20 protein-coding genes are annotated in these 25,046 nt (G+C 72.5%); 12 read left to right on the top strand and 8 right to left on the bottom strand.

Annotated elements, in window-relative coordinates:
* Window positions 1-92 precede the first annotated feature (92 nt).
* From DJ010_RS09085 to DJ010_RS09070, 4 genes are all read left to right on the top strand, one after another.
* Complete coding sequence (locus tag DJ010_RS09085) at window positions 93-1,916, top strand: phosphoenolpyruvate carboxykinase (GTP) (RefSeq protein ID WP_109693349.1); 1,824 nt, start codon at window positions 93-95, stop codon at window positions 1,914-1,916.
* Between the two features lie 6 nt (window positions 1,917-1,922).
* The gene (locus DJ010_RS09080) at window positions 1,923-3,083 is read left to right on the top strand and encodes a zinc-binding dehydrogenase (RefSeq protein WP_109693348.1); all 1,161 of its coding nucleotides are present in this window, start codon (window positions 1,923-1,925) and stop codon (window positions 3,081-3,083) included.
* Window positions 3,084-3,200: 117 nt separating this feature from the next.
* Window positions 3,201-6,266 carry an MMPL family transporter gene (locus tag DJ010_RS09075; RefSeq protein ID WP_211318726.1) on the top strand — a complete coding sequence of 1,022 codons (3,066 nt, stop codon included), beginning with the start codon at window positions 3,201-3,203 and terminating at the stop codon, window positions 6,264-6,266.
* Entirely contained in the window at window positions 6,263-6,853 is a 591-nt protein-coding gene (locus DJ010_RS09070) for a TetR/AcrR family transcriptional regulator (protein WP_109693347.1), read from the top strand. Before DJ010_RS09075 ends, DJ010_RS09070 begins: the two co-directional genes overlap by 4 nt.
* Here DJ010_RS09070 and DJ010_RS09065 read toward each other — a convergent pair.
* Window positions 6,850-8,436 carry an adenylate/guanylate cyclase domain-containing protein gene (locus DJ010_RS09065; protein WP_109693346.1) on the bottom strand — a complete coding sequence of 529 codons (1,587 nt, stop codon included), beginning with the start codon at window positions 8,434-8,436 and terminating at the stop codon, window positions 6,850-6,852. The two genes, DJ010_RS09070 and DJ010_RS09065, sit on opposite strands and share 4 nt — an antisense overlap.
* A gap of 40 nt (window positions 8,437-8,476) precedes the next feature.
* Here DJ010_RS09065 and DJ010_RS09060 point away from each other — a divergent pair, with 40 nt between their 5' ends.
* The gene (locus tag DJ010_RS09060; RefSeq protein ID WP_211318725.1) at window positions 8,477-8,971 is read left to right on the top strand and encodes a nuclear transport factor 2 family protein; all 495 of its coding nucleotides are present in this window, start codon (window positions 8,477-8,479) and stop codon (window positions 8,969-8,971) included.
* A 22-nt stretch (window positions 8,972-8,993) separates the two neighbouring features.
* Window positions 8,994-9,488, top strand: a complete 495-nt coding sequence (locus DJ010_RS09055; protein ID WP_245927388.1) for a PGPGW domain-containing protein — start codon at window positions 8,994-8,996, stop codon at window positions 9,486-9,488.
* Here DJ010_RS09055 and recD read toward each other — a convergent pair.
* From recD to recC, 3 genes are read right to left on the bottom strand one after another with little or no spacing between them, the layout of a single operon-like run.
* A complete protein-coding gene (recD, locus tag DJ010_RS09050) occupies window positions 9,466-11,208 on the bottom strand; it encodes an exodeoxyribonuclease V subunit alpha (protein WP_109693343.1) in 1,743 nt (580 codons plus the stop codon). The two genes, DJ010_RS09055 and recD, sit on opposite strands and share 23 nt — an antisense overlap.
* Window positions 11,205-14,603, bottom strand: a complete 3,399-nt coding sequence (locus DJ010_RS09045) for a UvrD-helicase domain-containing protein (RefSeq protein ID WP_109693519.1) — start codon at window positions 14,601-14,603, stop codon at window positions 11,205-11,207. The genes recD and DJ010_RS09045 overlap by 4 nt, the downstream gene beginning before the upstream one ends.
* Window positions 14,603-17,812: an exodeoxyribonuclease V subunit gamma gene (gene recC, locus DJ010_RS09040; RefSeq protein WP_109693342.1), complete on the bottom strand. Its 3,210-nt coding sequence runs from the start codon at window positions 17,810-17,812 to the stop codon at window positions 14,603-14,605. Before recC ends, DJ010_RS09045 begins: the two co-directional genes overlap by 1 nt.
* Window positions 17,813-17,919: 107 nt before the next feature.
* Between recC and DJ010_RS09035 the strand changes: the two genes are divergently transcribed.
* Both DJ010_RS09035 and DJ010_RS09030 read left to right on the top strand, forming a co-directional pair.
* Window positions 17,920-18,531, top strand: coding sequence for an ACT domain-containing protein (locus DJ010_RS09035; RefSeq protein ID WP_109693341.1), 612 nt, complete (start codon window positions 17,920-17,922; stop codon window positions 18,529-18,531).
* A gap of 141 nt (window positions 18,532-18,672) precedes the next feature.
* Window positions 18,673-19,170 carry a nitroreductase family deazaflavin-dependent oxidoreductase gene (locus DJ010_RS09030; RefSeq protein WP_109693340.1) on the top strand — a complete coding sequence of 166 codons (498 nt, stop codon included), beginning with the start codon at window positions 18,673-18,675 and terminating at the stop codon, window positions 19,168-19,170.
* Here DJ010_RS09030 and trxA read toward each other — a convergent pair.
* Both trxA and DJ010_RS09020 read right to left on the bottom strand, forming a co-directional pair.
* Window positions 19,131-19,499 carry a thioredoxin gene (gene trxA / locus DJ010_RS09025; RefSeq protein WP_109693339.1) on the bottom strand — a complete coding sequence of 123 codons (369 nt, stop codon included), beginning with the start codon at window positions 19,497-19,499 and terminating at the stop codon, window positions 19,131-19,133. The genes DJ010_RS09030 and trxA overlap by 40 nt on opposite strands.
* Window positions 19,496-19,867, bottom strand: coding sequence for a MerR family transcriptional regulator (locus tag DJ010_RS09020; protein ID WP_109693338.1), 372 nt, complete (start codon window positions 19,865-19,867; stop codon window positions 19,496-19,498). The genes trxA and DJ010_RS09020 overlap by 4 nt, the downstream gene beginning before the upstream one ends.
* Before the next feature lie 71 nt (window positions 19,868-19,938).
* Here DJ010_RS09020 and DJ010_RS09015 point away from each other — a divergent pair, with 71 nt between their 5' ends.
* Window positions 19,939-20,907 carry a 1,4-dihydroxy-2-naphthoyl-CoA synthase gene (locus DJ010_RS09015; protein ID WP_109693337.1) on the top strand — a complete coding sequence of 323 codons (969 nt, stop codon included), beginning with the start codon at window positions 19,939-19,941 and terminating at the stop codon, window positions 20,905-20,907.
* Here the strand turns inward: DJ010_RS09015 and DJ010_RS09010 are convergent.
* The gene (locus tag DJ010_RS09010; protein WP_109693336.1) at window positions 20,901-21,476 is read right to left on the bottom strand and encodes a DUF2238 domain-containing protein; all 576 of its coding nucleotides are present in this window, start codon (window positions 21,474-21,476) and stop codon (window positions 20,901-20,903) included. The genes DJ010_RS09015 and DJ010_RS09010 overlap by 7 nt on opposite strands.
* 308 nt (window positions 21,477-21,784) lie before the next feature.
* Between DJ010_RS09010 and tuf the strand changes: the two genes are divergently transcribed.
* Window positions 21,785-22,972 carry an elongation factor Tu gene (gene tuf / locus DJ010_RS09005; RefSeq protein ID WP_109693335.1) on the top strand — a complete coding sequence of 396 codons (1,188 nt, stop codon included), beginning with the start codon at window positions 21,785-21,787 and terminating at the stop codon, window positions 22,970-22,972.
* 51 nt (window positions 22,973-23,023) lie between these two features.
* Here the strand turns inward: tuf and DJ010_RS09000 are convergent, their stop codons facing one another.
* A complete protein-coding gene (locus tag DJ010_RS09000) occupies window positions 23,024-24,151 on the bottom strand; it encodes a PP2C family protein-serine/threonine phosphatase (RefSeq protein WP_146207298.1) in 1,128 nt (375 codons plus the stop codon).
* Between the two features lie 184 nt (window positions 24,152-24,335).
* On the opposite strand from DJ010_RS09000, the gene DJ010_RS08995 reads away from it, so the two are divergent.
* Together DJ010_RS08995 and DJ010_RS08990 are read left to right on the top strand one after the other, a co-directional pair.
* Window positions 24,336-24,836: a hemerythrin domain-containing protein gene (locus DJ010_RS08995; RefSeq protein WP_109693333.1), complete on the top strand. Its 501-nt coding sequence runs from the start codon at window positions 24,336-24,338 to the stop codon at window positions 24,834-24,836.
* A 13-nt stretch (window positions 24,837-24,849) separates the two neighbouring features.
* Window positions 24,850-25,041: a hypothetical protein gene (locus DJ010_RS08990; RefSeq protein ID WP_109693332.1), complete on the top strand. Its 192-nt coding sequence runs from the start codon at window positions 24,850-24,852 to the stop codon at window positions 25,039-25,041.
* Window positions 25,042-25,046 lie beyond the last annotated feature (5 nt).

Raw genomic sequence — 25,046 nt, 5'->3', positions numbered from 1 at the left:
TCCACGGTTCAGGCACATTCCTTCCTGGGATTTCGGGCACCTGAGCGTGAGGTAGCGTGCCCCCACCCATTCGGACGCGAAAGGCAAGACTGATGGTCGATGTGGAGCGGGTTCTCGACGAAGCGGGACTCACCAACACGCACGTTCGTGAGTACGTCGCTCACTGGGCCGGGGTCACCGGCGCCGAGCGGATCGAGGTCGTCTCTGCTGCCGACGACGCGCGTCTGGTCCAGGAGTCGCTCGACGCGGGCGAGCTGCTGCCCGCCGGCGAGGGCCTCTACTACTCGCGGTCCTACTTCAAGGACACTGCACGCGCCGAGGAGCGCACGATCGTCGCGACCAACGACGAGTCCGACAAGGGCACCTACAACAACTGGCGTCCGGCCGCGGAGATGAAGCCGCTGCTCGTTGACCTCATGACCGGCGCGTCCGCCGGCAAGACGATGTACGTCATCCCCTACCTGATGGCGCCGAAGGGCTCCCCGCTCGAGAACTTCGCCGCCGGTGTCGAGCTCACCGACAACCGCAACGTCGTGCTCCAGATGATCCGCATGGCGCGCGTCGGCGTGGAGTACATCAACGACCTCGGCGACTCCTTCGTCAAGGCCGTCCACGTCACCGGCGACCTCGAGAACCTCGGCCAGGGCACGCCCGACGACAAGCGCTACTTCGTGACCGTCGCCGACGAGCGCACGATCCTGCACTTCGGTTCGTCGTACGGCGGCAACGCGCTGCTCGGCAAGATCGCCCACGGCCTGCGTCAGGGCTCCTACGACGGGTGGAAGAACGGCTTCCTCGTCGAGCAGTTCATGCTGCTCGGGATCACCGACAAGGAGACCGGCAAGAAGTACAACATCTGCGGCGGCTTCCCCAGTGCCTCGGGCAAGACCAACCTCGCGATGACGCTGGCTCCCGACGCCCTCGGTGACCGCTACTACGTCGAGTTCTACGGCGACGACATCGCGTGGCTGTGGGTCGGCGACGACGGCAAGCTCTACGGGATGAACCCGGAGAACGGCGTCTTCGGTGTCGCCAAGGACACCAACGAGAAGACCAACCCGACCGCGATCGACTCGATCGTCCCGGGCACCGGCGCGATCTTCACCAACGTCGCCTACAACGAGAAGACGCAGGAAGTCTGGTGGGAGGGCAAGAGCGAGAAGCCCACGGACCTCGACGGCTGGCTGGACTGGAAGGGCGACAAGATCGCGGACCGCGTCCCGGAGAACGCCGACGCGCCGTGGGCCCACCCCAACAGCAGGTTCACCACCACGCTGGCCAACGTCCCGAACGTGGCTAAGGACTTCGAGGACCCGGCCGGGGTCGAGATCCACGGCATCATCTTCGGTGGCCGCACCCGCGACCGCGAGCCGCTGATCCGCGCGATCACCGACATCGCCGAGGGCGTCTACGACGGCCTCACCCTGGGTGCCGAGGCGACCGCGGCGGCCGACGGCCTCGAGGGCGTGCTGCGCTACGACCCGATGTCGATGCGCCCGTTCATGTCCTACCCCGAGGCGGACTACGCCGCGCACTGGCTGAAGGTCATCGGCGCCGCCAAGGAGAAGCCGATCTTCGCGCACGTCAATTGGTTCCAGCGCGGCGACGACGGTCGCTTCCTGTGGCCGGGCTACCGCGAGAACCTGCGCCCGCTCCTCTGGCTGATGCAGCTGAAGAACGGCGAGGTCTCCGGTGTGCAGACCCCGGTGGGCATCATCCCGGCCCGCGAGGAGCTCAACCTCGAGGGGCTCGACGACCAGGCGCTGGCCGACCTCGACACGATCCTCGAGATCGACCGCGACCGCTGGCAGCAGGAGATGAAGTTCCGCGAGGAGCACCTCGACCAGTTCGACGGTCTTCCCGAGGAGATCTGGGCGGCGCACCGCCGGGTGGCGGACGACCTCGACAAGTCCTGACCGTCGATGCGGGCCGTCGTCTGTCACGAAGGTGAGCTGGCGGTCGAGGACGTCGCCGACCTGACCCCGGGTCGGGGACAGGTGCTGCTCGACGTGGAGCGGTGCGGGATCTGCGGGTCCGACCTGCATGCCCGCATCCACTGTGACGAGACCGCGGACGACGTCGCGAGCCTCGGCTACGACGGCTTCATGCGCTCCCACCAGAAGGTGGTGATGGGGCACGAGTTCGTCGGGACGGTGGCCGACTACGGTCCACGGACCAGGAGGTCGTGGCCGGTCGGCACCCGGGTGGTCGCGCTGCCGGTCCTGCGTTCGGCAGGGGCCGTGCACCTCACCGGTCTCAGCGAGGACGCGCCGGGCGGGTACGCCGAGCAGGTGCTGGTCACCGCCTCGATGGCGATGAGGGTGCCGGACGGACTGGGAGCCGAGGGTGCGGCGCTGACCGAGCCGATGGCGGTCGCCCTGCACGCCGTACGACGCGGTCAGGTCGGCGCCAAGGACACCGCGGTCGTCATCGGCTGCGGTCCGATCGGGCTCGCCGTGATCCTGATGCTCAAGGCGACCGGGGTGCGGCACGTCATCGCCAGCGACTTCTCGGCCGGCCGCCGGGCGCTGGCGGAGAAGTGCGGCGCGGACGTGGTCGTCGACCCGGCGACCGAGTCGCCGTGGATGTCGTTCGAGGAGTCGCGCTACCTCACCAACCCGATCGCGCTCGCCGAGGTCGGCCTCGACGCGATGGACAAGCTGCGCGCCGTGCCGCTGCTGCCGTGGGCGCAGGTCCTCCGAGCAGCGGAGAAGGCCGGGGCGACCCCGCGCGGACCGGTGGTGTTCGAGTGCGTCGGCGTGCCGGGCGTGATCGAGCAGATCGTGACCGGAGCGCCGCTGCTGACCCGGGTGGTCGTCGTCGGGGTCTGCATGGGCGAGGACTCGTTCCGCCCGTCGATGGCGATCAACAAGGAGATCGACCTGCGGTTCGCGTTCGCCTACGACCCGAGCGAGTTCCACCAGACCCTGCAGTGGATCGCCTCCGGCAAGGTCGACGTCGCCCCGCTCGTCACCGGCACCGTCGGGCTCGACGGGGTGGCCACCGCGTTCACCGCGCTCGGCGACCCCGAGCAGCACGCCAAGATCCTGGTCGACCCGAGCAGCGGGGCCGTCGCCCCCTGACCGTCGGCTGAGGGCCGCGTCACATCTCCTTGCCGCTGGCAAGGAAACGTTACTAGCGTTCCTGGAACACGTTCCTTGCCACCGGCAAGGAGCCGACGCGGACGACTTGGGGACCGGGTGGCTGACGACACGGACGACGAGCGCGTCACGGGGATAGCGGGGTTCGCCGCCTCGCGGGCCGCGATGGTGGTGGTCGCGTGGCTGGCGCTCGCCGCCGCGCTGAACGTCTTCGTGCCGCAGATCGAAGAGGTCGCGGCCCGCGACTCCACGCCGGTGGTGCCCGACGACGCCCCGTCGATCGCCGCGGTCGACGCGATGGGCAAGGCGTTCGGCAACGACGGGGCCAACAGCTTCGTCGTGGTCGCGATGGAGCGCGACTCCGGTCTCACCCGCGAGGACCGCCGGTACGCCGGCCGGCTCGCCGCCGAGCTCACCGAGGACGACGAGAACGTCTCCTTCGTCCAGGACGTCCGCAAGGACCCCGAGCTGCTCGGCGCTCTCACCAGCGAGGACGGCGAGGCGAGGTACGTCCTGGTCGGCATCACCGGCCAGACCGGCGCGCCGTCGGCGATCCGGCAGGTCGAGGCCGTCCGCGAGGTCGCCCGGGAGCTGGCGCCGGACGGGCTCGAGGTCGCCGTCACCGGTCCGACCGCGACGATCGTCGACCTGTCGGTCGAGACCGAGAACAGCATCGTGCCGATCACGATCGTGAGCGTCGGCCTGATCGCGCTGCTGCTGTTGCTGATCTACCGCTCGTTCTCGGTGATGGTTCTGGTGCTCACCGTGGTCGGGCTCGGCCTCGGCCTGGCCCGCGCCCTCACCGCGCTCTGCGGCGAGCTCGGGGTGTTCACGGTCTCCACCTTCAGCGGCACCTTCCTCACCGCCGTCGTGCTCGGCGCCGGCACCGACTACGCGATCTTCCTCGTCTCCCGCTACCAGGAGCAGCGCCGGGCCGGCGTGCCTCCGCAGCTCGCCGCGGCCACCGCCGGCGCCCGCATCACCGGCGTCATCGTCGGCTCGGCGCTGACCGTGGTGCTCGCCTGCGGGTGCATGCTCATCGCCGACCTCGGCTTCTTCTCCACCACCGGCCCGGCGATCGCGGTCAGCGTCGCGATCAACCTGCTGGTCGCGCTGACGCTGACCCCGGCGCTGCTGGCGCTCGCCGGCCGGCGCGGCTGGTGCGAGCCGCGTCCCACCAAGGTGGACAAGCTGTGGCCGCGGCTGGCGGCGCTCGTCGTCGCCCACCCGGCGCGGATGCTGCTCGCCTCGGTGGTCCCGCTGGCGGCCCTCGCCGCGATCGCGCCGCTGATCAACGTCAGCTACGACACCCGGGACTCCTCGCCGGACACGACCGAGAGCAACCGCGGCTACGCGATGCTGGACCGGCACTTCCCGGTCAACGAGATCATCCCGGACTACGTGCTCGTCCAGGCCGACCACGACCTGCGCAACCCGCGGGACCTGGCCCTGCTCGAGCGCGCGGCCGCCGCGGTCGCCCAGGAGGAGGGCGTGGTGCTGGTCCGCAGCATCACCCGCCCGCTCGGCGAGCCGCTCACCGACGCGACGGTGGCGCGCCAGGCCGGCATCGTCGGCGTGCGCCTCGACCGGGCCTCGGACCGCATCGGCAAGGGCGAGGACGGCGCGGAGCAGCTCGCGGACGGCGCCGGTCAGCTCGGCGACGGCGCGTCCCAGCTCAGTGACGGCACGGGTCAGCTGGCCGACGGGGCGGAGCGTGCGGTCGGTGGCGCCGACCGGCTGGTCGACGGGACCGCCCGCCTCGAGCACGGCGTACGACGCCTCCTGGCCGGCGCCGACGAAGCGGTCACCGGCACCGGGCAGCTGAACGGGGGGATGCGCGAGCTCGCCCGGGGCCTGGCGACCGGGGCCGACCAGGTGCAGCTCGCGGTGGACGGTCTCGGCCTCGCCTACGACGCGCTCCGGACCCGGAGCCTGACCTGCAACCTGGATCCGGCATGCCGTCAGGCTCGCGAGGGGATCCGACAGATCTGGGTGGCCGAGCGCGACGAGCTGCTGCCGGGCCTGCGCGAGGCGGCCCGCGCCGCCGCCCAGCTGGCTGCCGGGACCGGTGACCTCCAGGACGGGCTGCGCCGGCTCCGCGACGGGCTCAGCCGGGCCCGACAGGGCGCCGACCGGCTCGCCGAGGGCCAGCAGGTGTTCGCCGACCAGCTCGGCGGCCTCGCCGACGGCGCCGACCAGCTCGCCGACGGAGCGGGCCGGCTGGCCGACGGCGCCGCCCAGCTCGAGGACGGCACCGAGGAGGTGGCCACCTCGCTGCCCCAGCTGCAGCAGGGGCTGGAGCAGGCGGCGTCGTACCTCAAGCGCACCGACGCGGTCGGCCACGACCCGGCACTCGGCGGCTTCTACCTCCCGCCGACCGCGCTGGAGCGTCAGCGGTTCGCCGCGGCCATCCGGCTGTTCCTCTCCGAGGACGGCCGCACCGCGCGGATGGCGGTGCTCGGGGGCACCGACGCGTTCGACCGGGAGGCGTCCGCGCGCACGTTCAAGATCGAGGACACCGTGGAGCAGGCGTTCCGCGACACCCGGCTCGACGACGCCGAGGTGAGCATGACCGGCATGGCAGCGACCAACGCCGACCTGGCCGTCATCTCATCCTCGGACATGCGGGTCGTCGCGACGGCTGCCCTCATCGCCGTGTTCCTCGTGCTGCTGGTGCTGCTCAGGAGCCTGGTCGCTGCGGCGGTGCTGATGGCGACGGTGGTGCTCTCGTACGGCTCCGCCATCGGCCTGTCGGTGCTCGTGTGGCAGGTCCTGCTCGGCACCGAGCTCGACTGGACCGTCATGGCGGTGTCGTTCACGATCCTGGTCGCGGTGGGCGCCGACTACAACCTGCTGCTGACCAAACGCATCCACGAGGAGGCGCCCGACGGCTCGGTCGAGGGCATCGCGCGTGCGACGGCGGCGACCGGCTCGGTGATCACCTCCGCCGGCGTCATCTTCGCCGCGAGTATGTTCGCGCTCATGGCAGGCAGCGTGAGCACGATGGCGCACGTCGGCTTCACCATCGGAGCCGGACTGCTGCTCGACACCTTCGTGGTCCGCTCCTTGCTCGTCCCCGCCGCAGCGACCCTGCTCGGCCGACGGCTCTGGTGGCCGAGCGGCCAGAAGGACCCGGTTCCCAGCCCGGGAGCGCACGCGGCATGAGCCGAGCCTCGACCCTGGACCTCCGGGCCCGGCTGCTCCGCGCGGCCGAGGCGGAGATCGCGGCGACCGGCCCGGCGCGCGCCAGCCTTCGCGCGATCGCCCGCAGGTGCGGGGTCTCCCACCAGGCGACGGCCCACCACTTCGTCGACCGGGCCGGGCTGTTCACGGCGCTCGCGCTCGAGGGCCACCAGCTGCTGCTGGAGGAGACGCAGGCGGCCATCGACGCCACACCGGCCGTGGGTGGCCAGCGAGTGGCCGCGGCGGGGGCGGCGTACATCGCCTTCGCGCACCGGCACCCGGCGCTGTTCGACCTGATGTTCCGTCCTGACCTGCTCCACGACGACGACGAGGAGCTCGCCGCGGCCCGGCTCGCGCACCGCGACCTGTCGCTCGCCAACATCGCGGCCGCCCAGGAGCGCGGCTGGGGCACCGAGGTGCCGACCGCCGAGCTCGCCGTTCTCGGCTGGGCGGCCGTGCACGGCCTCGCCGTGCTCGAACGTGAGCAGATCGTGTCCGTCCTCTACCCGGAGGTCGACGTCGACTCGATCCTGCGGCGGGTGGTGCACGTGCTGGACGCGCTCGGCTAGTCCCACACCGGTACGGCGAGCTCGGTCCGCTCGGTGCGCCCTCTCAGCACCTTCGTGCCGCACTTCTCCCAGTGCGTCGCCGCGTCGGCGTCGCCGGACCCGACCGCTGCTACCACGGTGTCCCACAGCGCGAGCACCCCTCCGGGGACCTCCTTCGCGAGCTCGGTGAGGCGGGAGGCGGAGTTCACCGCGTCGCCGATCACGGTGTACTCGTAGCGCGACTTCGACCCCACGTTCCCCGCGACGACGGTGCCCGTCGCCACCCCGATGCCGGCGCCGATCTCCGGCAGCTCCTCCTCGAGGCGGATCGCCATCGCCCGCGCGGCGGCCAGCGCTGACGCGGCGTGGTCCTCGTCGGGCACCGGGGCACCGAAGATCGCCAGGACGGCGTCGCCGATGAACTTGTTGACCAGTCCGCCGCGACGGTCGACCTCGTCGACGACCACGCCGAAGAAGCGGTTGAGCACCTCCACGACCTCCACCGCGTCGTGGTCGGCGGCGTAGGCGGTCGAGCCGACGAGGTCGATGAAGAGCACCGATGCCTGGCGGGTCTCACCGCCGAGCTCCACCTCTCCGGAGTCGACCGCGGCTGCGGCGGTGGCGACGTCGTGGCCGACGTGCCGCCCGAACAGGTCGCGCAGCTTCTCCCGCTCCCGCAGCCCGGCGACCATCTGGTTGAACCCGCTCTGCAGGGCACCGAGCTCCGTGCCGTCGTAGACGACGACGTCGACCTCGAGGTCTCCGGCCTCGACCGAACGGAGTGCCTCCCGCACCGACTCGATCGGCGCGACCACCGAGCGCGCGTTGAGGTCCGTCAGCAGGAAGCCGAAGAGGAGGACGGCTCCCGCGGTCACGATGGTGACGACGGCCATCTGCCTCAGGTTGGTCTCCTGCGGGTCCGCGAGCGCCAGGATCGCCGCCAGGACCAGGCCGCCGAGCGGCACCGCGGTGCCGATCGCCCAGAACAGCACCATCCGCGGTCCGATGCCGACGAAGCGGGCCTTCTTGTTGATCTCCGTGTCCGCAAGGGCACGGGCCGCGACGGGACGCATCGTGAACTCGGTGAGGAGGTAGGAGACGCCGGCGACCACCAGCGCACCGATGCCGACGGTCAGGCCCGTCGACAGGGTGCGGTCCGGTTGGAGCACCAGCGCCAGCACGGTGAAGAGCACGGTCCCGGCCAACCAGAGCGTCAGCTGCATCAGCGTCAGCTGGAGGGGGACGTTCAGGGCCTGGCGGCGCTCCTTGTCGGTCGGCACCACGTCCTTGCCCTGCGTGGCCCAGCGGAGCGCGCGGAGGCTGGACGCGGTGCCCCAGACGACGCCGATGGCGGCAGCGACGAACACGTAGACCGGGACGGCGATCGCGAGCGCGACCTTCGTCGCGGTGTTCGGGGACTCGGCGGGGACGGCGAAGTTGTTGACGACGAACACCACGCCCGCCCCCAGCAGGTTGGTGCTGACCAGGACCAGGGTGAGCAGCAGCTGGATCCGGATCCGCAGTCGTCGCGGCTCCTGCTCGGCCGGGCCGAGGATGCGCGATCCGAAGGGGCCTCGCCGCCGGGCGAGCGTCGTTCGCGGCATGACGCCGATCGTAGTGGCCCGGAGGTGGTTGGATCGTCGCGTGAGCGGCTTCAGCGCAGCAGAGATCACCGAGGCGTACGACGCCTTCCACGCGAAGGTGGCCGGTTTCGTCGAGTCCGGCGTCTGGGACGGCTACGCCGACCTGTTCACGCCCGACGCCGAGTACGTCGAGCACGCGATGGGCACGTTCCGCGGCCGCGACGAGATCCGGGCGTGGTCGGTGCGCACGATGACGTCGTACCCCGGCCGGGTGATGACCGGGTTCCCGCTGAGCTGGCAGGTGGTCGACGCCGACGCCGCGCGCCTGGTCTGCGAGGTGCGCAACCCGATGCCCGACCCTGGTGACGGGACGATGCTCGAGGAGCCCAACATCACGATCATGACCTACGCCGGCGACGGGCTCTTCTCGCGCGAGGAGGATGTCTACAACCCGCTGCGCTTCCACACCATGGCGCTGGAGTGGGCGCGGATCGCGACCGCCCACGGCAACACCGACGAGGACGTGCGCAGGTTCCTCGACCGCTTCGGCGGTTGATCCGTAGGACAGGATGTCTCCCATGACCGGTGCGGCGAAGCGCGTCCTGCTCGAGGTGGTCGGCTGGCTGCTGCTCGTCGCCGGCATCGCGGCGCTGGTGCTGCCGGGCCCGGGCCTGCTGCTGATGTTCGCGGGTCTCGCGGTGCTCTCGCAGCAGTACGAGTGGGCCGAGCGGTGGGTCGAGCCGGTGCGGCTGCGGGCGCTCCGCGGAGCCGCCGAGAGCGTCGAGACCTGGCCGCGGATCGTGCTCTCCACGGTGTTCTCGCTCGGCCTGATCGGCTGCGGCGTGCTCTGGATCATCAAGCCCGACGTGCCGTCGTGGTGGCCGCTCAGCGACGGCTGGTGGCTCCCGGGTGGCGTGTGGACCGGCGTCACCCAGATCGTCTCCGGCCTGCTCGCCCTGGTCCTGATCGTCTACTCCTACCGCCGCTTCCACGGCAAGCCCGACGCCGTCGCGGCGCTGGAGGGCGAGATCGACGAGGCGGACGCGGACGTCAAGGAGCACCGGCACCACTGAGCCGGTCGGCGAGGCCGGAGGACCGACGGGCGCGTCGGCGTACGGCCTCCTTGACCGACTCCTCGGTGCCGACGACACGGACCTTGTGCACCGCGCGGGTCACCGCGGTGTAGAGCAGCTGCCGGCTGAGCAGGCGGGAGTCGGGCTCGGGCAGGACGACGGTGACCTCGCCGAACTCGCTGCCCTGGCTGCGGTGCACGGTCAGCGCGTGCGCGACCTCGACCTCCGACAGCCGGCCGAGGGAGACCAGCCGGCCGTCGGCGCCATCGTCGAAGACGGCGCGGCGCTCCTCGCCGCCGAGGACCGCGCCGGTGTCCCCGTTCCAGAGCTTGAGGCCGTAGTCGTTGCTGGTCTGGATCAGTGGCTGGCCGGGGTAGCGGTGGGGGAGCCAGTCGATGCCCTCGTCGGCCCTGAGCCAGTGCTCGACCCGGTCGTTCCAGGTCGCGACGCCGTAGGGCCCGGCCCGGTGGGCGCAGAGCAGCCGGTGCGCGTTGAGGCTCCGCAGCACGCCGGCGACGTCGCCGGCCAGGGCGCGGCCGCGGAGCTCGCGGACGGTCGGGAGGACGAGCGCGCGGATGCGGGCGCTGTCGGCGGGGTCGACCAGCTCGATGTCGGCGCTGCCGGTGGAGAGCAGGGCCCAGGCCTCGTCGGCCTCGCCGTCGCGGACGGCAGCTGCCAGGCGGCCGATCTCCTTGCCGAAGCGGCGGGACGTCTCGAGCCGGCTGACCGGCGAGGGGCTGCGGTCGTGGTAGCCGGCGACGACGTCGTGCAGGACGGCGCCCGCCTCGACCGATGCCAGCTGGTCGGCGTCGCCCAGCAGCACCAGCCGGGCATCGGGCCGGATCGCCTCCATCAGCCGGGTCATCATCGACAGCGACACCATCGAGGCCTCGTCGACGACGACGACGTCGTGCGGCAGCCGGTTGCCGCGGTGGTGGCGGAACCGGCTGTGGTTGTCGGGCCGGAAGCCGAGCATCCGGTGCAGGGTCGAGGCGGTGAGGTCCGCGACCACGTCGCGGTCGACCTCGGGGAAGGTCGGTTCGGCGGCGGCCTTCGCGAGGGTCTGCGACATCCGGGCGGCGGCCTTGCCGGTCGGTGCGGCCAGCGCGATGCGCAACGGGGTCGCCGACTGGTCGGCGAGCACGGCGAGCAGTCGCGCGAGCGTGGTGGTCTTCCCGGTGCCGGGACCGCCGGTGATGACGGAGGTCCAGCGACGGGCCGAGGCCTCGGCAGCGGCGCGCTGCTCGGCGTACTCCGCCTCGAAGTGCCGGTCCAGCGCGGCCGCGAGCCTGTCCTCGTCGACCTCGGGCTGCGGTCGGGTGAGCCGCTCGTGGAGGTCGATGACGACCGCGCCCTCCTCGGCCCAGTAACGGTGCAGGTAGAGCAGACCCGCCTCGACCCGCAACGCGACGCCGATGAGCGGGCTCGCGGTCACGTTCTCCCACCAGGCGGCGGGGTCGGGCCACGCGTGGTCGGGGAGCAGCTCGGGCACCTCGCGGAGGTCGACGCACACCGAGCCGTTGCGCGCGGCGCGGACCAGCAACGCGACCGCGAGCTCGACCTCGGCGGAGGTGTCGCCGCCGAGCCGGCAGACGGTCTGGGCGGTGCGGACGTCGCCCGCGGTCAGCAGTCCCACCCGGTTGAGGTCGCCGAGCGGACCACCGAGCACCGCGGCCAGGCGGTGGTCGTCGGCGTCGACGGGCTCGAACAGCTCGGTCATGCCGGCGCTCCTTCGGCTCCGGCCCGGCGGCCGTCGAGGTGGTCGGACAGGTCGGCCACCAGCGCCGCCGGTGGCTGCCACGCGAACACGCCGCAGGGTGCGCCGTCGACCGCCGGCGTCTCCGGACCGCACATGCCGCGCAGGTAGAGGTAGAGCACGCCGCCGATGTGGCGCTCGGGGTCGTAGTCCGGCAGCCGCCAGCGCAGGTAGCGGTGCAGGACGACGGCGTAGAGCAGCGCCTGGAGCGGGTACGACGAGTGGCCCATCGCGTCCACGAGGCGGTCCGGGGTGTAGTCGGCCGCGGTGGACGCGGTGTCGACCTCGCCCAACCGGTTGGTCTTGTAGTCGCAGATCAGGTAGCGCTCCGTGCCGTCGGCCTGACGGACCCGGAGGACGACGTCGACCGAGCCGGTGAGGTAGCCGAGGAGCAGCTGACCGCCGAGGCGCGGGTCGTCGAGCGCGTCGGCGTAGAGGCGGAGCGGGTCGCCCTCGGGCAGGTGCCGGCGCAGCAGGTCGGCGACGTCGCCGAGCAGGTGCGGGGTGGGGACCCCGTCGACGCGGTCGTCGCCGCCACCGATCGGGAGCTCGAAGTCCATCTCGCAGAGCCGGTCTGCCATCGGCACCTGGCGGAGCGTGGTGCCGCCGGCGAGCGGGCCGAGCGGCGAGTCGCAGACGGCGACCAGGGCCTCGGCCAGGTCGTCGGGGTCGAGCTCGACCGGCCAGTCGACCAGCTGCTCGCGGACCCGGTCGCGCAGCTCGGCGTGCCAGTCGGGGGCGGCCGGGTCGGCGTGCTCCAGCACGGCGTGGACCAGCGAGCCGAACCGGGCGCTGGACGGGAAGCCGGCGAGGGGCGAGGGCACCGCCAGCGCGGGGTCGGGCGCGTCGGCGGGTGCGAGCGGGATCGCCGGCTCGTCGTCCTTGGGCACGATCTCGGGCTCGGAGACCACCGCCGCGGCGGGCTGGGTGTCCGCGGCGGCGGCGAGTGCGCTGTAGGAGGTGCGACGCCAGTCCTGGTCGACGGTGCGCGAGAACGTGCGCACCGCGAGCGGCTGCCGCTCACCCGACGAGGTGGTGGACGCGATGTCGGCCGGGATGGCGGTCGACCACTCCGGTCCACCGACCTCGTCCCAGCGGGCGAACCACTTGACCAGCGCCTCGTCGGCCTGCGGCGGGTGGTGGGCCGGCACCTCCGCGACGTCGCGGCCCCGGCCGAGGAGCACCCGGTTGAGCGGCGAGTGCGGCGCGTTGTTGCCGGCCGCCCACCACACGACGAGCCGCGACCGGGCGCGGGTCATCGCGACGTAGAGCATCCGCAGCGACTCGCCGGCGTCCTCGTCGGCGTGGCGGTCGAGCAGGGCGCCTGGGCGCTGGCGGGGGTCGCGGATGTCGACGACCCGCTCGCGGTCGTCGTCGTGGTAGATGAGCACCGCCGGCTTCTCGCGGCCGATGTAGCGGTTGCTGAGGAACGGGGCGAGCACGACGGGGTACTCCAGCCCCTTGCTCCCGTGGATCGTCACCAGCTGCACGGCGTGGGCGTCGCTGTCGATGCGGCGGGTGCGCTCGGTCGTGCTGTCGGTGGTCTCGCGCTGCCGCTCGAGGAACCAGGCGACCAGTCCGGCGAGCCCGAGCCGCTCCGCGGTGGCGGCGGTGTGCATCAGCTCGGAGAGGTGGCGCAGGTCGGTGAGGTGCCGCTCGCCCCCGTCGGTGCCGAGCACCCGCACGGTCAGGCCGGCGGACACGAGCGCCTCGAACACCGCGGCGACCCCGCGCTCGGTGTAGGTCGCGGCCAGGTCGCGCAGCCGGTCGGCCACGGCGTCGGTGAGCTCCTCGCCGCCGGCGTCGAGGTCGGTGCCGGTGTAGCCGAAGAACGACGTCGCCGCGGCCGCGCGCACCAGGCCGGTGCGGTGCGGCTGGCCCATCGCCTCGAGCAGCGCCCGCCACTCGCGCCCGGCCTCGGTCGCGAACACGCTCTGCCCGCCGGTGATCACGGCTGGGATGCGGAGCTTGCGCAGCTCGGCCTGCACCAGCTCGAGGTGGAAGCGCCCGTGCGCCAGCACGGCGACGTGGCCGGCGGTCAGGTCGACCCACGCGTCCTTCGCCGCGTCCCAGACCTCGGCCCCGGAGGCCAGCATCGCCTGGACCTGGCGGGCGGCGTCCTCGGCGATCCGGGGGTTGACGGTGCCGACGGTCGCCAGCTTCTCGGGCTCCGCGCCGAGGTCGCCCCGGGTCATCGTGCGCAGCTGGAACGGCCGGCCCGGGAGGCCGCGCAGCCACGGCTCCTCGCGCGCGGCACGGATCGGGTGGACCGCGATCGCGGGGTCGCCGAGCCGGGCGCCGTTGAGCACCAGGTGCACCGCGTCGACCAGGGCCGGGTCGCTGCGCTGGTTGGTCGTCAGTGTCTGCCTGTCGGTGGCGAGCCCGGCCGCGCGCAGGTAGGTGAAGACGTCGCCGCCGCGGAACGCGTAGATCGCCTGCTTCGGGTCGCCGATGAGCACCAGCACCGCGTGGCCGTGGAACGCGCACTCGAACACGTCCCACTGCACCGGGTCGGTGTCCTGGAACTCGTCGATGAGCACCAGCTTCCAGCGGTCCCGCATCCGCGTGCGGGCCACCGCCTGCTCGTCGGCGAGGGCGTCGCGGAGCTGGCCGAGCAGGTCGTCGTACGACAGGACGCCGAGGCGGCGCTTGCGGACGTCGAACTCGCGCACCACCGTGCGGGCGAAGCCGACCCGCGCCTCGTCGACCGAGCCGGGCTCAGGGTCGATCGGCTCCAGGCGGGCGCCGGGGTTGTCGACGATCGCCTTGGCGATGACGCTCGCGTCGGCGTAGGAGAGCCGGGGGTCGGTGGCGTGGTCGCGCAGCCAGACGTCGTCGACGACCTCCTTGCGCAGGTCGGAGAGGTCCTCGACGAGCGCGGCGCGTGGGTCGGTGTCGCCGGCCACGCCGAGCCCCTTGAGCACCAGGTTGCAGAACTGGTGGATGGTCACGATCGTCGCGGTGTCGAACGCCGCGAGGGCGGCCCGCAGCCGGTCGCGGCGTACGACGAGCCCGGTCGGGACGGCGTCGAGGAGCAGCTCCTCGAGGGCGTCGGCGCCCGCCGGTCGGTCGCCCGCGATCGCCTCGTCGAGCAGCGTCGCGACCTGGTCGAGCCGGCGCCGCACCCGGTCGCGCAGCTCGCTGGTGGCGGCGTTGGTGAAGGTGACGGCGAGGATCTCGTCGATCGTCGCGTGTCCCTCGGCGACGTAGCGGGCGATGAGCGCGGCGATCGTCCAGGTCTTCCCGGTGCCGGCGCTGGCCTCGAGCAGGGTGGTGGCGGGGACCAGGTCGTCGTGGCCGGCCACGACGCCGGGCAGGGCGCCGGCGATGTCGAAGCCGTCGATCGCTGTCGTCGTCATCACCGCCACCCCCGCTCGTAGGGGAGCACGTTGCGCCAGGCCTGCTCGGCGAGGGCGGCGAGCTCGGTCAGCCGGTCGAGCGGCGCGGCGGCGCCCAGCAGGTAGCACCACGCGGGATCGGCACGCTCGGGCTTGAAATTGTCCCACTCCCACTTCTCGCGCGCGCCCCTGCGGGCGGCCCAGCGATCGTCGCCGGCCTTGGCCCAGGCGCGACCGGTCTCCAGCGGGAGGTGGCACAGGCGTTGGAGGCCCTCGTGCCGGATCGCGGTCCACGCCGCGAGCGTCGAGCGGGCCAGCTCGGGATCGACCGGGCCGATGCGGCCCTGGCCGTTCTTGGCGATGACGATCCCGCGCACCTCGGTCCCGGGCTCGGCGGCCTGGACGGCGAGCAGGTCGAGCCACAGGGCGAGCGCCTGCGTGCCCTTGAGGCTGGAGTAGGTGACCCGCACGAGCAGGTCGCCGTGCCGGTCCGGGACCCGGCCGGTGAGGAGGCGGCCGTCGACCTCGAGGGCGACGTCGGTGGTGACCGGTTCGCCGACCCGGTGGGCCATCGCCTGCTGGACCACCTTCTGGGCCGACTCGCAGATGCGCTCGAGCTCCTTGGCGCCGAGGTCGCCCGGCGGCAGGGTGCCGCGACGGAGTGCCGCGGTGAGCACGGCCTGCGGGTCGGCGCCGTCGAGGACGGCGCGGACGATGTCGTCGCCGACGTCCCACCGCTCCAAGCCGCTGAGGTCGATCGGGATGTCGTTGCCGGGCGGGTCGACGTCGTAGGGCAGCGAGATCTCGAGGTGGGTCAGCAGCGCGCGGGCGGGATTGGCGAAGAACTTCCGCAGGTCCTCCAGCGTCAGCTCCGGCGGCGGCGCCGACACCGGGCCAGCGAGGAACGGCGGGGCAGGTCGGGGGTCGCGGGCAGCGCCGGCGGCCTGCAGCGCGAGCGGGTCGAAGGTGGTGGGCCGCTCGGCGACGAGCAGCCGCTCGGCGTACGGCTGGAGCGGCTGCTTGGTCAGGATGCGCTCGCGGACCGGCGCAGCCGCGGTTCGGTCGAGGGCGTCGACCAGCTCGCCGACGGGGATGGCCGGTGGCCGGTCCTGGCCGGAGTGCTCGGACATGCCGGCGTAGGTGATGACGAGGGCGTCGCGCGCGGACATCACCGCGTCGAGGAGCAATTGGCGGTCCTCGGCGCGGGGGTCGCGCTCGCCGGTGCGCGGGTCGCGGGCGAGCGCGTCGTCGCCGTCGACGGTGGTCGTGCGCGGGAAGGAGTCGGCGTCCATCCCGAGCAGGCAGACCACGCGGTGGGGCACCGACCGCATCGGCACCAGCGTCGAGACCGTCAGGGTCCCGGTGCGGAAGTTGGCGCGCGTCGGGCGCGGGGCGGTGCGGTCCTCGAGCAGCCGGCGCACGTCGGCGATGCCGAGGTCGGACCCGCCGCCGTCGGCCGCGTCGGCCGCCACCTTGGCGAGCTCGTGCTCGAGCTGGGCGACCTGCCAGGCGTCGTCGTAGGACGTGGCGGTGAGCGCGAGCACGTGGCGGCGCAGCCGCTCGCTCCAGGCCGTCGGGGAGGTCGCGCTCGCGAGATCGTCGACGCAGCTGTCGATGCGGGTGAGCGCCTCGGCGAGGCGGCCGGCCAGCTCGACGTCGGACGAGCCGACGTCGTCGACGGGAAGCGCCTGACCGAGGAGGACCTTCTCCTCCGGCATCGCGACGCCGGCGAGGATCCGGTCGAGGCCGAACCGCCAGGTGTTCTCGTGGAGCGACAGTCCGTGGGTCCTGCGGTGGTCGGCGTCGAGGCCCCACCGGACGCCCGAGCTGACGACCCAGCGGGTGATCGTGTCGAGGTCGTCGTCGCTGAACGCGAACCGGCGGCGCACCGGCGGCGTGCCGAGGATGTCGAGCACGTCGGTGGCGCGGGCGCGGCCGTCGACGAGCGAGACGAGCTGACCGGCGATGGCCAGGAGCGCGTTGGTCGACGCCAGCCCGCGGTCGGCCATCGAGACCCGCAGCTCGCGGGCGGGGTGGCCCTCGGGCACCGCGCCGAACACGGCGTGGACCAGCGGCGCGAACGCCTCCACGTCGGGGCACATGACGAGGATGTCGCGCGGCTCGAGCGTCGGGTCGTCCTCGAGCAGTCCGAGCAGCACGTCGCGCAGCACCTCGACCTGGCGGACGCTGCCGTGGCAGGCGTGCACCTGGACCGAGCGGTCGTCGTCGCGCAACACCCGCTCGGGGTGGGCGGCCGGCGGGGCGTCGGCGCGCAGGTCGGCCTGCAGCCAGCCGAGCAGGTGGTCGCCGGGGTCGGGGGCGGGCGCCACCGCGTCGGCGCAGTCGAGGGGGGCGAGCTGTCGCTGGGTCTCCCTGGCGTCGCGGCCGAGGGTGGTCAGCAGCGGGTGGCGCACGACCCGCGCGGACTCGTCCTCGGCCCGCCGGACCGGCCCGTCGGCCACCTCCGCGCGGAGCTCCTCCCACGCCTGCGCGGAGACCTGAGGGAGGAACAGGTGCACCTCGCGGCTGGCGCCGACGGCGGCCAGCAGCTCGACCTCGGTGACCGGCAGCCGGGTGTGCCCGAACAGGCTGAGCCGGTCGGGCAGCGGGAACCGGCCCGGGTCCTCGCGCAGCGCGGCGCAGGTCTCGAGGTGCCGCACGTCGGGCGGGGGGGCTCCGACCCGCTCGACCACCCGACGCCACAGCTCCGGCTGCCAGGCGAGGTCCGCGGGGACGTCCTCGTCCCGCCCCTCGCGCCAGTCGGTGAGGAGCGTGGGCCGCTGCACGCCGTACGACGCGAAGAGGCCCGCCAGCCGCCGTGCCAATCCGTAGCGGCGCGCCCGGCGCAGGTCGCGCTCGATGCCGTCGTGGTCCTCGCCGAGGTGGCGCGCGACCGCGGCCGCCCAGGACTCGGCGAGCGACTCGTCGACGACCGAGAGCAGCGGCCAGGCCAGCCGGTCGGGGTGCCACGGGTCGGTGCGCTCGGTGCCGGTGAGGACGGCGACCAGCGAGCGCGGCCGGAGGAACGTGATGCCGGCGCACACCCCGTCGGCGCGGCCGGGACCGACGCCGAGCCGGTGCGAGAGCCGCTGCGCCAGCCAGCGCTCCACGCCCTTCGCCGGCACGACCACCGCCTCCTTGGCGAAGGGGTCGGCGAGCGGCCGGGCGAGCAGGTCGCCCAGCGCGTCGGCGAGGGCCGCGGTGCCGGGACCGCGGTGGAGCGTGATCACGGCTCAGACCCTAGGTGGAACGCCCGACGGATGGCCGGGATGGCGCTGGTGCGTTCGCGGTTCGGGCCGGAAACGGCCCCGCAACCTGGGACGGATAGCCTCGAAGCATGCCGTTCCTCCTCCGTGTCGAGCTGCCTGACGTCCCCGGGTCGTTGGGCCGGGTGGCGAGCGCGATCGGTACTGCAGGGGGCGACATCGCGGCGATCGAGATCGTCGAGAAGCGACCCGACGGCACCGCGCTCGACGACGTGCTGCTCGAGGTGGCCGAGGGCACCATGCCCGACTCGGTCGTGTCGGCGTGCAACGCGATCGACGGGGTGCGCGTGGTCTTCGTCAGCGGCTACCCGGTGGGAGGCAACCTGACCCTCGACCTCGAGGCGGTCGAGGAGCTCACCGCCTCGCCCGACGACGCGCTCGACAAGCTGGTCGACCTGCTCCCGCGGACGTTCCGGGTGGACTGGGCCGCCCGGGTCCACCGCGTCAAGGGCGTCGTCCACGGCACCAGCGCCGCCCCCGAGGAGCTCGACTTCGTCGACATCGAGGGCCCGACCCGCCTCGAGCCCGAGACCCCCGACGACGTCACCCTCTACGCCGCCGCCCGCCTCGACGGCAACGAGATCGTCGTGATCGGTCGCCGGGGTGGCCCGGAGTTCGTGGACTCCGAGATCGCCCGGATCGGGCACCTGTCCGGGCTGGCGGTCACGATCGCGGGGGAGTGAGCGGGGGCCCGGAGGAGCGCGGAATACCCGGCCGACCGGGTATTCCACGGGTTGTCGGCCATTGCAGAGGCGGACAACCCCCAGGAGAGGCTGACAACCCCGGCGGGAATGCTCACGGCCGGGTCGGGCATTGGCAGAGGCATGACTGATCTCCTCGAAGGCGAGTACGAGCCGAGCCCGGCCGACTGGGTGCGCGAGCAGGTGGCGACGTACGAGGCGACCGACGGCCGCGAGGCCAACGTCCTGCGGGGCAACCCGGACTGGCCGATCGTCGTCATCACCTCGCGCGGCGCGAAGTCCGGCAAGTTGCGCAAGAACCCGGTGATGCGCGTCGAGCGCGACGGGAAGTACGTCGCGGTCGCGTCGAAGGGTGGCGCCGACGACAACCCGACCTGGTTCGCCAACTTCGTCGCGAACCCGGTCGTCCAGCTGCAGGACGGCCCGGAGCCGGCGCTCTACAACGCGCGCCTGCTCGAGGGCGAGGAGCGGCAGGAGTGGTGGGACCTGGCGGTCGAGACCTGGGACACCTACGCGGAGTACCAGAAGAAGACCGACCGCAAGATCCCGGTCTTCCTGCTGGAGCCGGTCGAGGTCACCGGTTACTCGGTGCCGCCGGCGGACGCGCCCCCGACCAGCTGAGGAGAGCCCAGCACCTTGTCGAGCTCGCGGTCGAGCGCCGCCTTCGGGCGCGCTCCACGCAGCTCGAGCACGAGCTCGCCGCCGGAGAACAGCAGCAGCGACGGCAGCCCCATCACGCGGTAGCGCGCCGAGGTCACCGGGTTCTCGTCGCTGTTGAGCTTGACCACGCGCAGCCGGCCGACGCGCTCGGAGGCGATCTGCTCCAGCACCGGCGCGATCATGTGGCACGGTCCGCACCACTCGGCCCAGAAGTCGACGAGCACCGGGGTCTCGGAGCCGAGCACGTCGGTCTCGAAGGTGGCGTCGGTGGTCGTGCTGGTGGCGGTCATGCGGTCTCCTCGGATCGGTAGGACTCGGCGTCCTGGAGCAGGGTGGTGAGCTCGTCGCGGAGTGCGGAGAGCTCGGCGATGCGCCGTTCGATGTCGGCGATGCGCGTGCGGTAGGCCTCGAGCGAGGCCGGGCAGACGTCGGCGCGGTCGTGGCCAGCGCGGAGGCAGTCGACGAACGGCACGGTCTCGTCGGCCGTCAGCCCGAGCGACAGCAGGGCGCGGATCTCCCGCACCACCTGCACGTCCGCGTCGCCGTACTCCCGGTAGCCGTTGCTCGCACGCGCCGGCGTCAACAGGCCGCGCGACTCGTAGTAGCGGACCGCTTTCACGGTCACCCCGGCCCGGTCGGCCAGCTCCTTGATCTGCACGAGGACGACCGTAGACCTTGACCCCAGGGGCAAGGTCAACCCCGGCGGAGCCAGGTCGATAGCCTCCACGCATGAGCGCGATCGAGGGTGTGTCCGAGACGTTCGACCCGTCGGCGTGGGAGGAGGTCCCCGGCTTCGAGGACCTGACCGACCTCACCTACCACCGGGCCAAGGCGCACGGCACGGTCCGGATCGCGTTCGACCGCCCCGACGTCCTCAACGCGTTCCGCCCGCACACCGTCGACGAGCTGCTCCGCACCCTCGAGCACGCCCGCACCTCCGCCGACGTCGGCTGCGTGATCCTCACCGGCAACGGCCCCAGCGCCAAGAACGGCAAGCGCAGCTTCTGCACCGGCGGCGACCAGCGGATCCGCGGCAAGGCGGGCTACCAGTACGAGGTCTCGACGAGCTCGACCACCGGGAGCACGACGTACGACGCCGGCGCGACCGGTGCCGCCGAGCCCAGCGCCATCGACAAGGCCAGGCTCGCCCGGCTGCACATCCTCGAGTGCCAGCGGCTGATCCGCTTCATGCCGAAGGTCGTCATCTGCGTCGTCCCCGGCTGGGCGGCGGGCGGCGGCCACTCGCTGCACGTCGTCTCCGACCTGACCCTGGCCAGCGCGGAGCACGCGCGCTTCAAGCAGACCGACGCCGACGTGGGCTCCTTCGACGGCGGCTACGGGTCGGCCTACCTCGCCCGCCAGGTCGGCCAGAAGTACGCCCGCGAGATCTTCTTCCTCGCCGAGGAGTACGACGCCGCGGACGGCATGCGGATGGGCACGGTCAACCGCGCGGTCCCGCACGCGGAGCTCGAGGCCACCGCGCTGGAGTGGGGGCGGATCATCAACGGCAAGAGCCCGACCGCCGTCCGGATGCTCAAGTACGCGTTCAACCTCCCCGACGACGGCCTGGTCGGCCAGCAGCTGTTCGCCGGCGAGACCACCCGCCTGGCGTACATGACCGACGAGGCCCAGGAGGGCCGCGACCAGTTCCTCGAGAAGCGGGACCCGGACTGGTCGCCGTACCCCTGGTACTACTGAGCCCGCCGGCGGGCCACGACGAGCGCGGCCACGAAGCCGCCGAGCGTGCCCAGGGCCTCGTCACCCAGGGTGTCCTCGTAGGCGGTGTCGATCTCGGTGCCGTGCCGGATGAACGCGAACCACTCGCCGAGCTCCCACCCGACGGCGAGCAGCGCGCCGATGCCGGTCACCACGACCACGACCGCCCACCGCGGCTCCACCCGCCGGCAGACGAGGAGCCCGATGCCGCTGCACAGGAGCAGCCAGTTCACGAAGTGGTTGGCGTCGTCCCACCACACGAGGGTGTCGTAGAGGTCGAGGCTGTTGCCGGTGACGTCGATGAGGAATGGCGCCATGACCAGGGTGAAGGCACCCCAGGGCACGGGCTCGGGTCGGGCCGAGCGGCGCTCGGAGAGCCACCACAGCGCAGGAGCCGCCAGCATCATCAGGGGATAGGCGACCAGCCGCCACCCGAACGCCTTGCCCTCGAACTGGTCGAGGTCGGGGAGCGCCGTGGCGACGAGCAGCTGCGCGACCGTCAGGACGAGCACCGCGAACGCCGCCGCCCGCGACCAACCCCTGGGTGTCATGCGGGGATTGTGCTGCACACCAGCCCGGCCGCGGCCGGGAATCCGTTCGGTCCCGCCGGCGTTCGTGACTAACGTGACCCGCATGTCCGCCACCCGCACCGCGCTCCCGGCAGCTCTGCTGTCGGTCGCAGCGCCCTGCGTCGACGGCGCGGCCCTGCACCAGACCGACGCCCGACGCTGACCCTCCTCCCGCTCCAGCGGGACCGTAGGAGGAGGGTCGGCAGCTCGTCCGGTCCCGGGCGTGGACGGCCCGGCACGCCGTCCCGCCGTCTCTCCCTGCCCTCAACCCACTCACAAGAAGCACAGCCATGGCCAAGAGCCAGTTCGTGCGGACCAAGCCGCACCTCAACATCGGGACGATGGGTCACGTCGACCACGGCAAGACCACCCTGACCGCCGCGATCACCAAGGTGCTCGCGGACGCCGACCCGACCCAGAACACCTTCGTCGCCTTCGACGGGATCGACCGTGCGCCGGAGGAGGTCCAGCGCGGGATCACCATCAACATCGCGCACGTGGAGTACGAGACGGCGACCCGTCACTACGCCCACGTCGACATGCCCGGCCACGCGGACTACGTGAAGAACATGATCACCGGCGCCGCCCAGGTGGACGCCGCGATCCTCGTCGTGTCCGCCCAGGACGGGGCGATGCCGCAGACGCGGGAGCACGTGCTGCTCGCGCGGAGGGTCGGCGTGCCGTACCTCGTCGTCGCGCTCAACAAGGCCGACGCCGCCGAGGACGACGAGCTGCTCGACCTCGTCGAGCTGGAGATCCGCGACCTGCTCAGCGAGTACGGGTTTCCCGGCGACGAGGCGCCCGTGGTCCGGGTGTCCGCGCTGCGGGCGCTCGAGGGCGACCCGCGCTGGGTGCGGTCGATCCTCGACCTCCTGCAGGCGGTCGACGACTACGTGCCGGAGCCCGAGCGCGCGCTGGACCAGCCGTTCCTGATGCCGATCGAGAACGTCCTGACCATCAGCGGCCGGGGCACGGTCGTCACCGGTGCGGTCGAGCGCGGTTCGCTCCGCGTCGGCGAGGCCGTCGAGGTCGTCGGGCTCGGTCCGACGGTCGCGAGCGTGGCGACCGGTCTGGAGACGTTCGGCAAGACGCTGGACGAGGTCCGGGCCGGCGACAACGCCGCGGTCCTGCTGCGGGGCGTACGGCGCGAGGAGGTACGGCGCGGCCAGGTGCTCGGTGCGCCCGGCTCGGTCGCGCCGCACGCCAGGTTCACTGCCGACCTGCACGCGCTGACGACTGCCGAGGGCGGGCGGCACACGCCGTTCGCCGCGGACTACCGCCCGCAGTTCTACTTCCGGACGACGGACGTGTCCGGCGGCCTGGACCTCGGGGACGTGGCGCTGGTGCTGCCCGGTGACACCGTCGAGGTGACGGTCGAGCTCGAGAAGCCGGTCGCGATGGAGGTCGGGCTCGGCTTCGCCGTGCGCGAGGGCGGGCGGACCGTCGCTGCCGGCACCGTCACCGGTCTGCTCGACTGACCGCGTCGCACGGCGGCGGCGTCGGGGTGCGCTCCGCGTCCCCGGCGCCGCTCAGCGGGGCCGCCGTACGACGACCAGGGCGACGTCGTCCTCGTTCGGCTCGTCCCCGAGCACGGCGGCGATGATCCGGCTGCAGGCGGTCTCGGCGTCCACGTCGGCGCCGAAGACCGAGCAGGCGATGTCGAGGTGCTCGCTGTACGGGTCGACCTCGAGGGCGCGGCCGACGCGCCGCTCGACGAGCCCGTCGGTGAAGAACGCCAGCGCCGTGCCGGGTGCGAGGTCGATCTCGTCGCTGGTCCGCGCGACCTCCGGATGGACACCGAGGAGAAGCCCCTCCGACACCTTGGCGAGCTCCGCGTACTCCTGGCCCTCGTGGCTGACGAGCGGAGCGGGGTGCCCGGCGTTGCAGATGCGGATCGTGTCGAACGGCGGCTCGGTGACGCCGTAGACGACGGTGGCGGTGATCTCGTTCTCGAAGTAGCAGAGCTTGCGGTCGAGCCGGGCGACGACCTCGGCCGGGTCGTCGTGGTCGAGCGCGTAGGCGCGGAGCGCGCTGCGCAGCCGGCCCATCACCACAGCGGGCCCGAGGCCATGACCCTCGACGTCGCCCATCACGATCCCGACCTTGCCGTTGGGCAGCGGGAAGATGTCGTACCAGTCACCGCCGAGGTCGCCGTCCGCGGGCAGGTAGCGCACCGCGATGTCGAGTCCGTCGATCAGCGGCGGCGCGGCCGGCAGCAGGCTGCGTTGCAGGGTCAGCGCCGCGAGGTGGGCGTCGTCGGCCGTCCGCTCGGAGAGTCGTCGCCCGATCTCCTCGGCGATGCCCTCGAGCTGCACGGTGTCGTCGCCGGAGAAGTCGCGCTCGGTGAACGTACCGACGTGCAGGACGCCGACCAGGCCGTCGGCCCCGAAGACGGGAACACCCAGCAACCGCCTGACCCCACCCTCGCGAAGGATGGGGTTGATGACGTTCTCCTTGGTGACCTCCTCGACCACCACGGGGCTCTGCCGGGCGGCGACGGTGCCGGCGAAGCCGGTCCCCACGCGCACGTGCGGCGCTCCACGCCAGCGGCGGCCGAGGCCGGCGGAGGCGGCCGGCTCGAGGACGGCCCGCGTCTCGTCGAGGAGGAGCAGCGACGCGGTGTCGGAGCTCATCTCGACGCGAACGTTCTCGATCATGTCCTGGACTGAGACCTGGACAGGGGTCACAGCGATGCTGTCCTCCACAAGGTCGACGTTCCACGGACCGTCTTCTTCAGCCCAGGGTAGCCATCGTTTCACACCGACGGACGCATCGTGGATGCGACGGCACCGGATGGGTACTTCTCCTCGAGTCGCTCACGCCGTACACCAGGAGGCCGCCATGTCCACCGACGCCATCGTCCTGCTCAAGGAGGACCACAAGGAGATCCGCCGGCTCTTCCGCGAGTTCCAGCAGGCGGGCGAGGAGGCCACCGCCCGTAAGGGGCACCTGGTCGACCAGATCATCGAGGCGCTGACCGTGCACACCTACATCGAGAACGAGGTGATGTACCCGCGGGTGCGCGAGCTGCTGCCCGACCTCGAGGACGACGTGCTCGAGTCCTACGAGGAGCACCACGTCGCCGACCTGCTCGTCGTCGAGCTCGCCGCGCTCAAGCCGAGCTCGGAGCGCTTCGACGCCAAGACCACCGTCCTCATCGAGAACGTCACGCACCACATCGAGGAAGAGGAGCAGGAGTGGTTCCCGAAGGTCCGCGAGGGCCTCGGGCGCAAGGCCCTGCAGGAGATCGGCGAGGAGATGCTGGCCGCGAAGAAGAAGGCGCCGAAGCGTCCCTCGCAGCCGAGCGCGCTGAAGAAGACCGTCGACGCGATCATCTCCTGACGCCCACCCGACGATGTACTTCGACAACGACCCCTGCGAGGCCTGCGGGAGCGAGGTCCGGCTGGAGCCCAGGACGTCCGGTGACGTCGAGTCGGGCGGGCGGGGCGCGCTGGTCGGTCCGTCGGACGGCGTCGTCGGGGACGCCGACAGCACCGTGGACAGGCGGGTCTGCACCAACCCGGACTGCCCGACCAACAAGGGCTGACGGCG

It is taken from the genome of Nocardioides silvaticus (genome assembly GCF_003160695.1).
Classification (GTDB): Bacteria; Actinomycetota; Actinomycetes; order Propionibacteriales; family Nocardioidaceae; genus Nocardioides; species Nocardioides silvaticus.
Note: the sequence above shows the minus strand (reverse complement) of the source record. Positions and strands in the feature narration are given on the sequence as shown.

Bases quoted from the DNA above. Each gene is read 5' to 3' on its own strand.
- DJ010_RS09085 (WP_109693349.1), top strand. From the start codon at position 93: ATGGTCGATGTGGAGCGGGTTCTCGACGAAGCGGGACTCACCAACACG.
- DJ010_RS09080 (WP_109693348.1), top strand. From the start codon at position 1,923: ATGCGGGCCGTCGTCTGTCACGAAGGTGAGCTGGCGGTCGAGGACGTC.
- DJ010_RS09070 (WP_109693347.1), top strand. From the start codon at position 6,263: ATGAGCCGAGCCTCGACCCTGGACCTCCGGGCCCGGCTGCTCCGCGCG.
- DJ010_RS09065 (WP_109693346.1), bottom strand. From the start codon at position 8,436: ATGCCGCGAACGACGCTCGCCCGGCGGCGAGGCCCCTTCGGATCGCGC.
- DJ010_RS09055 (WP_245927388.1), top strand. From the start codon at position 8,994: ATGACCGGTGCGGCGAAGCGCGTCCTGCTCGAGGTGGTCGGCTGGCTG.
- recD (WP_109693343.1), bottom strand. From the start codon at position 11,208: ATGACCGAGCTGTTCGAGCCCGTCGACGCCGACGACCACCGCCTGGCC.
- DJ010_RS09045 (WP_109693519.1), bottom strand. From the start codon at position 14,603: ATGACGACGACAGCGATCGACGGCTTCGACATCGCCGGCGCCCTGCCC.
- DJ010_RS09035 (WP_109693341.1), top strand. From the start codon at position 17,920: ATGCCGTTCCTCCTCCGTGTCGAGCTGCCTGACGTCCCCGGGTCGTTG.
- DJ010_RS09030 (WP_109693340.1), top strand. From the start codon at position 18,673: ATGACTGATCTCCTCGAAGGCGAGTACGAGCCGAGCCCGGCCGACTGG.
- trxA (WP_109693339.1), bottom strand. From the start codon at position 19,499: ATGACCGCCACCAGCACGACCACCGACGCCACCTTCGAGACCGACGTG.
- DJ010_RS09015 (WP_109693337.1), top strand. From the start codon at position 19,939: ATGAGCGCGATCGAGGGTGTGTCCGAGACGTTCGACCCGTCGGCGTGG.
- DJ010_RS09010 (WP_109693336.1), bottom strand. From the start codon at position 21,476: ATGACACCCAGGGGTTGGTCGCGGGCGGCGGCGTTCGCGGTGCTCGTC.
- tuf (WP_109693335.1), top strand. From the start codon at position 21,785: ATGGCCAAGAGCCAGTTCGTGCGGACCAAGCCGCACCTCAACATCGGG.
- DJ010_RS09000 (WP_146207298.1), bottom strand. From the start codon at position 24,151: ATGATCGAGAACGTTCGCGTCGAGATGAGCTCCGACACCGCGTCGCTG.
- DJ010_RS08995 (WP_109693333.1), top strand. From the start codon at position 24,336: ATGTCCACCGACGCCATCGTCCTGCTCAAGGAGGACCACAAGGAGATC.
- DJ010_RS08990 (WP_109693332.1), top strand. From the start codon at position 24,850: ATGTACTTCGACAACGACCCCTGCGAGGCCTGCGGGAGCGAGGTCCGG.